We start from the raw sequence: 11,875 nt of genomic DNA on the forward strand, positions 1-11,875 counted from the left end.
TTGTATACTACCGCCTCATTAAAACAATTATCATTAAGCCTTCACGATGGATAAGAAAAAGCAAAGCAGCTTGAATAAGTGGCTTAAGCAACAAAGTAAGTTAGCCAAGCGCTGGCTCATTATTGCGATAGGCCTAGGCGTACTTTCAAGCGTGTTTTTATTGGCTCAAGCAGCCCTGCTCGCCTCCATTCTTCACCAGTTAATCATCGATCAAGTCGACAAAAGTGAACTCCTTTGGCACTTTGTTGGGCTAGGTGGAACGGTTATCGGCCGTGCCGCTTGTACATGGGGCCGAGAGCTTGCCGGTTATCGCTGTGGTGAACAGATTCGAGTTTATATTCGCCAGCTCATTTTAGATAAAGTCCATAAACTTGGCCCTGCTTACATCAAAGGCAAACCTGCGGGTAGCTGGGCAACACTCATCTTGGAACAAGTGGAAGATATGCAGGATTTCTTCTCCCGCTACTTGCCTCAGATGTCATTGTCCGTGTTAGTGCCTTTCATTATTTTGGTTGTCGTATTTCCAGTCAACTGGGCCGCAGGCCTGATCTTCCTTATTACTGCCCCACTCGTGCCTATATTTATGGCACTGGTTGGGATGAAAGCCGCAGAAGCAAACCGTAAAAACTTTAAAGCAATGCAACGCTTGTCCGGTCACTTTTACGACCGCTTACAAGCGATGACGACGATTCGCCTGTTTGACAGAACACAATCTGAAACGGAGACTCTTAAAGGTGCTTCGGAAGTCTTTCGTACTCGCACCATGGACGTACTAAAAATCGCCTTCCTGTCTTCTGCCGTTTTGGAATTTTTCACGTCTATTTCTATCGCCATTACCGCCGTCTACTTTGGCTTTAGTTATATCGGAGAGCTGGATTTCGGCTACTACGGCACAGGTGTTACGCTGTTTGCTGGTTTGTTCATTCTGATTCTTGCGCCTGAGTTTTATCAGCCATTACGTGATTTGGGCACGTTCTATCATGCTAAACAGCAAGCGGTTGGCGCAGCAGAAAGCATCGTCGAGTTTCTGGATTTGGAAGTCGATCAAGTCAAAGATGGCACCCAAGCGTTAAATAAGAGCAGCCCTATCCATATTGAAGCGGACGAGTTAACCATTTTTAGTCCGGAAGGTAAGCAGCTCGCAGGTCCCCTATCCTTCTCTCTTGAAGCCAACAAAAGCACCGCGTTGGTTGGACCAAGTGGCGCAGGTAAAACCAGCTTGGTAAATACCATCCTCGGTTTCATGCCTTATCAAGGCAGTTTAAAGATCAACGGTTGTGAGTTATCTCAACTGGATCTTGCAACATGGCGTGAAGCCGTAAGCTGGATCGGGCAAAATCCGATGCTACTGCATGGCAGTATCCGTGAGAACATCACGTTAGGTAAGCACGACATTCAAGACGCAGATGTACATTCTGTATTGAAAGATTCTCATGCTGCTGAGTTTGTCGAAATGCATGGTCTGGATTATCCAATCTCTGACCGCTCTGGTGGTTTATCGGTCGGCCAAGCCCAGCGCCTAGCACTGGCCCGAGCGATGCTACAAGACGGCCGCTTTTGGCTATTAGATGAACCGACTGCAAGTTTGGATGCTCGCAGTGAAAAGTTGGTGATGGAAGGCATCAACAAATACACCCAAGCGACAACTAATCTGATGATTACTCACCAACTCACACCTTTACAAAATGTCTCACAAATTCTTGTTATGCAAGGTGGTCAGATCGTACAGCGTGGTGACTACGCAACTCTATCAACTGAGCGTGGTTTATTTAAAGCCATGTTAGACGCAAACCTCACTCAACGTGAAACAGACAAGGGGAACTTAGATGCGTGATTTACTCCCTTATCTAAAGCTCTATAAAAAACACTGGTTTGGTCTTTCTTTGGGCATGTTACTGGCCTTCCTGACCCTAGCCGCCTCGATCGGCCTATTAACATTGTCCGGCTGGTTTATTTCTGCGGCGGCCGTAGCTGGTTTAACGGTGGCTCGTGAAACATTCAACTACATGCTGCCAGGTGCCGGGGTACGCGGCGCTGCAATGGCACGTACTGCGGGTCGGTGGGGAGAGCGTGTTGTCAGCCATAATGCGACGTTTAAGTTACTGACTGACTTACGCCTCTTTTTCTTCAAAAAGCTCGCACCGCTTATTCCTGGCCGCGTTTCAACAATGCGTGATGCCGACCTGTTAAACCGTTTAGTGGCTGACGTAGACGCCATGGATCACGTGTACCTTCGACTTATCAGCCCTGTGGTGATTGGTGTGTTTGGTATTTTGAGTCTAACGGCTGTCTTGGCTTTCTTTGATTGGCAGTTGGCATTGCTATTAGGCTCTATTCTTACTGTCATGTTGTTTGTATGGCCAGTGCTGTTCTATAAACTAGGTAAAAGCAATGGTGAGAACCTCACCCATCATAAAGCGCAATTGCGAGTGGCGACTCTGGACTGGCTTCAAGGCTACAGCGAACTGAGTATCTTTGGAGCTGAAGAGCGTTATCGCAATCTCATTTTAGAAAAGCAAAAACAGCTCCTTTCTAACCAGTTTGTTAACGCTAACCTTACAGGTATGGCGTCTGGCTTGCTGATGCTCGTCAATGGCTTAACATTAATTGTAATGCTTTGGTTTGCCGCCGATGGCGTGGGAGGACGAGCTCCAGATCCATGGATTGCGTTGTTTGCGTTTGCAACCATGGCAAGCTTTGAGATCCTGATGCCGATCGCGGGAGCATTCCAATACCTCGGTCAAACATTAACTTCTGCTCGTCGTTTAAATGAAGTTATTCTGACTGAACCTGACGTTGTTTTCCCTGAACAATCGAAACGTGAAAACACAACGTTGGATATTGAATTCGACAATATTGACTTCACTTACCCTGACGGCCAACAAAAAGTGTTGAAAGAGTTGTCACTCTCGTTGCCTTTGGGCACTAAAACGGCCATTGTCGGCCAAACGGGGTCTGGTAAATCAACGCTGATTCAACTCCTATGTCGATACTGGGATGTTAACCAAGGTGAAGTTCGGCTTGGCGGCGCTAAACTCCAAAATTGGAGCGAATCTGACCTACGGGCTGCAATGACGGTGGTCAGCCAACGGGTTGATGTCTTAAACGGGACATTACGCGACAACTTACTGATGGCAGCTCCTGAAGCAACCGACGTGCAACTAACTAAGGTTTTGACAGACGTTGAACTTGGTAGCCTGCTTGAAGCACCAGCCTTGGATGCTTGGCTCGGTGACGGCGGCCGTCAATTATCTGGCGGTGAGAAGCGCCGTATCGGCATCGCTCGTGCGCTGTTGCGTGATGCCCCTATCCTACTCTTGGATGAACCAACTGAGGGCCTTGATAAGCAAACAGAACAAAAAGTGATGGCGCTGTTCAATAAGCACTTTGCCAATAAGACCGTGATATTCATTACTCACCGACTCATTGGATTGGAAAGTATGGATAATATTTGTTTAATGGAGCAAGGTGAGATCATCGAGCAAGGCCACCACCAAACTCTGGTGGCGCAGCAAGGTCGTTACCACCAGCTATTGCAATCTCTATAACCCAGAGGTTCAGATACGCAAAGGGCTCATCGTTCGATGGGCCCTTTTTGTGTATTTCGTAATAACGTTAAAATGCTTGGTTGAACAAGTACGGCTGACTTAACGGCCAGACTTCGCTAAATAAGCCGCCATTTCAGCGTCTGGCACCATGCCTCCGCCAGTCGCCCAAACTAAGTGTATCGCATTCTTCAATGTATCTTCCGTGATCGCCATGCGAGCTTGATACTCTCGGTCATTCGATACATGCACCGCACCAATCATGCCTGCTAATGCTGAAGGCTCTAAGCGGATCTCTTCTAACTCGCTCAATTCTCCCAAATGACAATACATACGCTCATCGGTGATGGTGTAATAACCATCAATTAACCTTTCCATCGCTCGCCCGACAAAGCCAGAAGCACGCCCTACTGCCAATCCATCAGCAGCGGTCATGTTATCGATGTCCAAATCTTGCACCGCAATCTCGTCATGCAAGCCGGTATGCACGCCCAGCAGCATGCACGGAGAGTGCGTTGGCTCGGCAAATATACAATGAACATGGTCGCCAAAAGCCATCTTAAGCCCAAATGCGACGCCGCCTGGTCCTCCGCCTACTCCACAAGGTAAGTAGACAAACAACGGGTGATTTTCATCAATCACAACGCCGAGAGCATCAAACTGCTGCTTCAGACGCTCACCTGCAACAGAATAACCCAGAAACAGCGTCTGCGAGTTTTCATCATCAATAAAAAAACAGTTAGGATCTTGCTCAGCTTCTTTACGGCCTTGCTCAACGGCAACACCATAGTCTTGTTGGTACTCCACCACGTTGACGCCATGCGATCGGAGCTTATTTTTCTTCCACTCCCGCGCATCAGCAGACATGTGAACCGAGACTGAAAAACCAATCCTTGCACTCATGATGCCAATCGACATGCCTAGATTCCCTGTCGAACCGACGGCAATATTGTATTGTCGGAAAAACTGACGAAACTCCTCACCAAGCAGTTTGCTGTAATCATCGCTTTCGCAGAGCAATCCAGCGTCAAATGCCAGTTTTTCTGCATGGGCTAACACTTCGTAAATGCCACCACGAGCTTTAATTGAACCAGAAATTGGCAAGTGGCTATCTTTCTTGAGCATCAAGCGCCCCAGAATTCGTGTGCCGTACTGCTTTTCCAAATGGGCTTTCATAGCTTCAATATCAACCATCGGTGATTCAATAATGCCATTCGATCTAGCCGTTTCAGGAAAAGCTTTCTCTAAATAAGGAGCGAAACGCGTGAGTCGCTCACTCGCAGCTCGAATGTCTTTCTCACCTAAGCCCACGTAAGGCAGCGCCTCAACCAAGGATGTGATATTAGGATTAAACCAGCAAACTTCTTTCAGTTCGATAAGTTGTTCTAGGAGTGGGAATTGCTTTGTCAGCGTTTCCATATTCTGCTTGATCACTTTACCTTCCCGATCTTACGCTAATTTGGATAAACAAAAGCGCCGCAAGTGCGACGCTTTAATAAATAACAGTGAATTTGATTTTACGCGTAGTTTTTCTCAAACTCTTGCATAAAATCCACTAACGCTTGGACGCCTTCTAGCGGCATTGCGTTGTAAATGGAAGCCCGCATACCACCGACGGCTCGGTGACCTTTTAACGATTTCAGTCCTTTGGCATCGGCTAGTTCAAGGAAGGTTGCATCCAGTTCTGGCTTCGCCAGTTGGAATGGCACGTTCATCAAAGAACGGTTCGCCGGATGAATACCATTACGGTAGAAGTCAGACTGATCGATGTAATCATAAAGCCGTTTTGCTTTTTCTCGGTTTACCTTCTCAATACTTTTAACGCCACCTTGTGCTTTTAGCCATTTGAACACTAGGCCAGATAAGTACCATGCGAAAGTCGGTGGCGTATTGAACATCGACTCTTTCTCTGCAAGCACGGTATAATCTAAAATGCTTGGTAAAACTTGCTTCGCCATCCCTAATAAATCCTCACGAACAATCGCGATTGCGATGCCGGAAGGACCAATATTTTTCTGCGCACCTGCGTAAATCACACCGTATTTCGATACGTCGATCTCGCGAGAAAGAATCGTCGAAGACATGTCAGCAACGATTGGTTTGTCAGTGATGGGTAGATCATTGATTTCGATACCATCGATGGTTTCATTTGGACAAAAATGCACGTACGCCGCATCAGGCGCAATCTTCCATTCACTGGAAGAAAGAACGGCCACTTTACCGTCGATTTTTGTTTTAGCATCAAATACGTCTGGTTTGCAGTATTTCTTCGCTTCAGCTACCGCACTTTCAGCCCAATAACCGCCGTCGATGTATGTTGCTGTCTCAGCATCACCAAGTAGATTTAGAGGAACAGCAGCAAACTGAGCGCGAGCACCACCTTGGCAGAACAGCACTTTATAGTTAGCTGGAATATTGAGAAGATCACGCAAATCTTGCTCCGCTTCCTCAGCTACTTTAAGAAACTCTTTACTTCGGTGACTGATTTCCATGACCGAAGTTCCTAGACCTTGCCAGTCAATTAGTTCCCTTTGTGCTTGCTGCATAACTGCTTTAGGCAGACCTGCTGGCCCTGCACTGAAGTTAAATACGTTGTCCGTATTTTGTTCCATGATGCTCATTGCTCCTGCTATGTAAATATTAAGAAATTAATATCATGTTTTTACATAGATAAAAACAAGAAAAGAGGTCTTACGACCTCTTTTTAAATGCTAAACGCCAAATAGGATAGAATCCGTAGCAATGCTTAAGCTATTGTTGTGACATCAGGGCAGGCATTAGCAATGCCACCAAAGGAAATTCATGTCCATTTTCGAACTTTAACTTTCCTTCACTGATCTTGGCTTTTAGTTCATAGCCGCCCTCTATTTTTTCAATCAGCTCCATAATAAGTAACTCATCAATGCCTTCTTGAATAAACGGATATTGATCGACCAGTTCATCTGAGAAGTAAGTATTTAGCTCGCCCGTTGTTACTGTCATCAGTTTCATAGGATCTTGAGTAATGTTATCGGTTCCTTGAGGGATTGATAATTTCCATTCGTTGCGGAACGTCCCCTCACCAAACGCGAGCGAAAGCTCATTCACGGATAAATTAAACCCTTTGCTGAATAAGGTATCAACGTGCGGTAGTAGGCTCGCAATATCTTGCTCATCTAGGATTGGAGAGCCTTGGTAGATCGACATGATTTGATCGAAGGACTGGCTATCAACATCGGCAATAGAGAAGTCTAATTGAAACTTATCAATATCCGTACCATCGGTTAAACGTATTTTCTTGGCGTTGAGGTTCAATTGGCTATTCAACTTGTCGCCAGATTCATTCATCATCGTGTTACCACGATAACTCGCATTCTCTATCAAAAAAACAGGTGTCAAGTTTGCGTCCACCACATCCAGCTTCTCTAAAGAAAAGGTTTGTTCACCTAACCAGTAACCCTTGGCCTGTTTACCCTTACCTTGTCCTGTCAATGTATTTAGGTGCAGCTCTTCACCGTTTTCAAAAGCCATTTGAACAGAAGGAACCGACACTTGGTAATTGATATCACCAAGTACGGTCACATCACCGGTCACTTTTGCAGGGCTGGTTGAAACAGAAACACCTTGAGCTTCATTACGATAATGCCAGCTATCTAAGTTAAGCGTGAATGCAGTATTACCGTTAAGCTGAGTTTGACTGTGCATCGTCAACGGCAAAAAGTCGTTATCCACTAACGTTGAGTCAGCGGTTAGACTGGTTACGCCATGGCTGACATCACTGGTCACATCAAACGTCGTCGGCATACCATCACGTTCTAACTGTAGTTTGAGTTCTGGATCAACAACTGAATACCGGGTAAGAACAACAGAAGACAGATATCCTCGTTGATACTCAACCACTTCTCCTTTGACCATTTCATCATTTATATCGGCGATACGATCTTCGATGATGGACTGACCCATTTGACCGACAGCAAGCGGCCAACACAGCGCTAACGCGATTGCACCACCAATGGCGCCGATTTTTTTAAGATTTTGCATAACGTCACTTATTAGGTATTTTCAGTCAGTCTACCCCAAACTTTCAATGTATAAAACATTGAAACAAATCAGACTATTGATGCTTATTCTAGTCCATTAATCAGGAATCATACCCAGCTCCCACTCATCGTGTGCTTTTATTGTTAAAGTTTGCGTGGCAAAGTTTTAACCGGAGCTAAATATCTGTGAACCGTTATGCTGTGTTGTGCCTCGACAACAATCCAATCAGTGCTGAACAGTTTCGGCTGGAGCTGTCTGCTTTCTCAAGTATGTTTGATATTCTTTCTGTCGAATCAATAGAAGAAGCGCAGAGCGCATTAGAGTATTTAGAACAACGAGAACAGACTGTCGCTTTAGTTATAGCCAGTCACCACACCCATTTTAACGGGGTTGATTTTCTTATCGGTTTAGACCGAACGCCTCACACCGAACAAGCAAGAAAAATTCTCATTAGTTGTTCCTCCGATATCGATGCCATTCTGACAGCCGTCAATGAAGGGCGACTTGATCATTGCCTTACGAAACCTTTGCCAGATAAAGTCCTGTTCAATACTGCGAAAAAAGAACTGACTCAGTTTATTTTGCGCAATGGCAGAGAAGACCTGCTCAGTTATAGTCAAGTGTTGGATCATCATAAACTGCTACGTGCTCACATCGATAACCAGATGAGCAGCTACCACGCTGGTTTTTTACACGACTATCATTCGATGTCTGATAGCGAACTTGCAGAACAAGTGATCTCTGCTTTACAGCAGTTTTTCACAGACAATGACGAAACAAGGGCTTGTCGCACTTACTCTCCGGAACACTTCTTAACCATAGAGGGTAAACCCAATAGCTTTTTGTGGTTTATTACCAGTGGTGAAGTTGCTCTCTATAAAAGAGATGAACAAGGTATGCAACGAGAAGTCGTACGCCACAACAAAGGAAACATCGTCGGCGGCATGTCGTTTGTGACTGGTGAGTGTTCTTTCTCAACAGCCCTGACACTAACAAGAACGGAGGTCATCAAACTCGACCGCAATGTGTTTCAAAAAGTAATGCAGAGTGACTCAAATCTATTACCTCTCTTTACCAACTTGCTGCTACGCCACTTCAATCGCCGCTTACAACGAAGCATCAATACCAAGCTCCAACTTCAAAAAACGCTAGAATCGTTAGAGTCCGCCCACCAACAATTAATTGAGCGGGAGAAGATGGCGATGTTAGGTCAGTTGGTCGCAGGAGTTGCTCATGAACTCAATAATCCTATCTCAGCCATATTAAGAGGGGTTGATAACCTTACCCATACACTTGAACAATTACTGAGCGAAACGCCTTCCCCTTCTGTTCAAATGAAAGGCTTGGAATTACTGACCAGCGCTCAAACCGCGAAACCTGCATCTACCGCGGAGCTAAGATCTCGAGTTAAGGCACTTTGTCATACTCTGCCTGACAGAGCCTTAGCTAAAAAAGTGGTGACTCTAGGGTTAGAATCCGACAACGAATTAGTCTGCCAGCTGGCTAAAAAACAAACCACGCCTTCTCACACGCTTGCATCACTTGAGCAATATCACAAAGTCGGTGCTTCTCTTCGCTCGATTAATGTTTGCGCGGCACGTATTGCTGATATGGTCAAAAGTCTTAAAGGTTATGCTCGTTCAGACGATGAGCGTCGCCACTATGCCGATATTCATGAAGGGATTGAAGATACGTTAGTGATCTTCGAAAACAAATTGAAACTGCATAAAGTTTCAACCAATTATGCAAATTTACCACCTATACTTTGCCAACCCATCGCGCTCCAACAGGTATGGACGAATTTAGTTTCCAATGCCATTGACGCTTTTCCGGACAAAGGGATCTTGAAAATACAAACAAGCTTAGTTGAAAAAGCAAACAAGAATTATGCGGTTATCTCATTTGAGGACAATGGGTGTGGTATCCCGGAATCGCAAAGAGATGCGATTTTTGAACTCAACTTTACGACAAAACGAGAAGGTAACTTTGGCTTGGGTATCGGACTTTCTATCTGCCAACAAATCGTCACGGCTCATAAAGGATGGATTGACGTCGAGTCGGTACTCAACACATTTACACGTATGACAGTCTGGCTACCCGTCATCGAAGAAGGAGATTAAATATGACGAAATACCTAATTTTATGTGTTGATGACGAAAGGGAAGTCTTGGATAGTGTTCTTCAAGACCTCGCGCCATTCGAAGAGCACTTTATTGTCGAGGGAGCGGAATCTGTGACTGAAGCAAGGCAAGTTATCGAAGACATGGCGGAAGAAGAGGTTCAGCTTGCGCTTATTTTGTGTGACCACATAATGCCGGAACAAACTGGGATAAGCTTCTTAATTGAACTCAGTCAAAATGGTGACACAAAAGCAGCACGAAAACTGTTACTAACCGGGCAAGCTGGATTGGAAGATACTGTTGAAGCGGTAAATCATGATAGCTTAGACTATTACATCGCGAAGCCTTGGAACGGTGAAGCGTTGAGAAAAGCAATTATATCTCAGCTTACTGCCTTCATAATAGACAATGACGATAACTTACTATCATGGACTCAATCTCTTGATTCAGAAGCGATACTTAACGCCATGGCTGAGCGAAGAGCAAGTTTTGGTGAGTGATACTCCCCACCAACAGATAGTCTTCTCATCAAGGTTCACGGTATAAACTAGTTATCAAGTTAGTTAAGTATATATGGCATATTTTTTGCTTAGCCAAAGCAACAATTAAGTTAATTGACAAAACATCGACACATTTTTGTTGGTCGTCGACCTTCCTTTTTATTATGATGTCGGACAAATCAGATTATGGTTCAAGTATTTGCTTGAATCCGTGGAAATAATGAATAAGGTTTATCGTTAGTTATGCGTAAAACACTATTAGCCGCTGCCGTACTCGTGGCATCAAGCCCTGCCCTAGCGGCAAACGACCCCAATTCGCCTGCAACTATGAGCAACTTTAGCTACGACTATTTCGAAGCACGTATTGGTGCAAGTCCTGTAACATTTGGCGCTGGATTCAGCAAATCAATTCACCCAAATGCCCACGTGATTGCTCGCATCGACTCTGAATTTGAAAGTGATTTTGACTCAGCTGCAGGTTTTGGCTTTCATTCTCCACTGAACAATTGGGCAGATCTCACTGGCGAAATGCTGATGCGCGTTGTACAACCCTCAAGCCACAGCAGCGCAGATGTAGGTATGGAACTGAACTTAGGCGTTCGTCAATGGCTAGGTCCTCAATTAGAGGTCGGCGGCAAAGCTGGCTACGTTTCTATTGATAACGATGATGACTGGACAGGTGCTGCGTACGCACGTTTCCACTCCACAGAGCTTTTCTCTTTGGGCGCAGAAGCACGTATCAACGATTTCTACGGCGATCAAGTGATGTTCACTACGCGCTTTAAGTTTTAAACAAGTACTTATAAAAAAAACCGAGGTTCTAACCTCGGTTTTTTTTATTGTAATGATTAACTCAATGAAGTGGTTAAAAACATCAACATCCTTTTCCGCTTTCAACGCTTGCTTTTACGACCCGCTGACCTCATAAAAACGAGTCCATCATAATGCGCCTAGCCTGCTCATTCACAGAGCGCAAGCAACTGTTTTTTACGTGGTTCTTGAATGAGCTTCCAGTGCACACCGTCAGTGGCACCAGCAAACTTCCAAAGCAACTTCACGTCAACATTGTTACCGTAAGCCACTTTCACTTTGTTGAAGACTTTAACAGGTCCAAGTTCCAAAAATGTTTCTACGTCATCAACGCCTGCTTTCTTGACCATACGCTCAAGTGTGAGCTGCATATTTGGCAGATCTCTTAACCGTTTACTGGCAGAGGACTTTTGATATTTTCGCTCCTTGATTGAGTAGTCAATTGATTTTTGTACCAATTCATCCAGCCCTGCATATCCGGACTCAAATAAATATGTTACATCGTAATAATTTACGGTTGCCGTCGTCTGTTTTTTAACGTGTTTGTATTTTTCACAGTTCAGTTGAGTAAACGTTTCGTCCAGTCCATTACCACCACGCAAGTAACAACAAGCATTGCTGACAAGCGCAAACATAGCATCATCGGTAAATAACCCGATACCACCAAACATAGAGCGTTTTTGATACTCATTAAAATTGCGTACATATTTAAAAAAAGCTTGGTCTGTCATGTCCATTGACCTCTTTAATCTGAATAAATTACCCCGATTAGCGATGTCACCAGATAAACAGCAGCTCATAGCGAATTGTAAATGTCGATTTGTTGGCGATATTTTTGTGAGTTGTGTTCACCAACCTTGTTTAATCATACTTAACGCTG

General features: G+C 44.8%; 9 protein-coding genes. 5 read left to right on the forward strand and 4 right to left on the reverse strand.

The window, feature by feature from the left end; all coding sequences use genetic code 11:
• Positions 1-46 precede the first annotated feature (46 nt).
• Together cydD and cydC are read left to right on the forward strand one after the other, a co-directional pair.
• The gene (gene cydD / locus AC3D28_RS05150) at positions 47-1,834 is read left to right on the forward strand and encodes a heme ABC transporter permease/ATP-binding protein CydD (protein ID WP_488535768.1); all 1,788 of its coding nucleotides are present in this window, start codon (positions 47-49) and stop codon (positions 1,832-1,834) included.
• On the forward strand, positions 1,827-3,548 hold the full coding sequence (gene cydC / locus AC3D28_RS05155; RefSeq protein WP_488535769.1) for a heme ABC transporter ATP-binding protein/permease CydC: 1,722 nt from the start codon (positions 1,827-1,829) through the stop codon (positions 3,546-3,548). Before cydD ends, cydC begins: the two co-directional genes overlap by 8 nt.
• 99 nt (positions 3,549-3,647) lie before the next feature.
• On the opposite strand, the gene dsdA is transcribed toward cydC, so the two are convergent.
• The 3 genes from dsdA to AC3D28_RS05170 all read right to left on the reverse strand — a co-directional run bounded on the left by dsdA (position 3,648) and on the right by AC3D28_RS05170 (position 7,565).
• A complete protein-coding gene (dsdA, locus tag AC3D28_RS05160) occupies positions 3,648-4,964 on the reverse strand; it encodes a D-serine ammonia-lyase (RefSeq protein WP_488536058.1) in 1,317 nt (438 codons plus the stop codon).
• A 98-nt stretch (positions 4,965-5,062) separates the two neighbouring features.
• Positions 5,063-6,157 carry a 3-phosphoserine/phosphohydroxythreonine transaminase gene (serC, locus tag AC3D28_RS05165; protein ID WP_488535770.1) on the reverse strand — a complete coding sequence of 365 codons (1,095 nt, stop codon included), beginning with the start codon at positions 6,155-6,157 and terminating at the stop codon, positions 5,063-5,065.
• Positions 6,158-6,296: 139 nt separating this feature from the next.
• Positions 6,297-7,565, reverse strand: coding sequence for a DUF945 family protein (locus AC3D28_RS05170; protein ID WP_488535771.1), 1,269 nt, complete (start codon positions 7,563-7,565; stop codon positions 6,297-6,299).
• A 185-nt stretch (positions 7,566-7,750) separates the two neighbouring features.
• On the opposite strand from AC3D28_RS05170, the gene AC3D28_RS05175 reads away from it, so the two are divergent.
• From AC3D28_RS05175 to AC3D28_RS05185, 3 genes are all read left to right on the forward strand, one after another.
• Positions 7,751-9,685, forward strand: a complete 1,935-nt coding sequence (locus tag AC3D28_RS05175; RefSeq protein WP_488535772.1) for an ATP-binding protein — start codon at positions 7,751-7,753, stop codon at positions 9,683-9,685.
• A 2-nt stretch (positions 9,686-9,687) separates the two neighbouring features.
• Positions 9,688-10,185, forward strand: a complete 498-nt coding sequence (locus AC3D28_RS05180; RefSeq protein ID WP_098415423.1) for a response regulator — start codon at positions 9,688-9,690, stop codon at positions 10,183-10,185.
• Positions 10,186-10,428: 243 nt separating this feature from the next.
• A complete protein-coding gene (locus AC3D28_RS05185; protein ID WP_098415422.1) occupies positions 10,429-10,977 on the forward strand; it encodes a hypothetical protein in 549 nt (182 codons plus the stop codon).
• A 167-nt stretch (positions 10,978-11,144) separates the two neighbouring features.
• Here the strand turns inward: AC3D28_RS05185 and AC3D28_RS05190 are convergent, their stop codons facing one another.
• Entirely contained in the window at positions 11,145-11,732 is a 588-nt protein-coding gene (locus AC3D28_RS05190; RefSeq protein WP_098415421.1) for a TfoX/Sxy family DNA transformation protein, read from the reverse strand.
• Positions 11,733-11,875 lie beyond the last annotated feature (143 nt).

Source organism: Vibrio sp. TAP-3B (assembly GCF_057784735.1).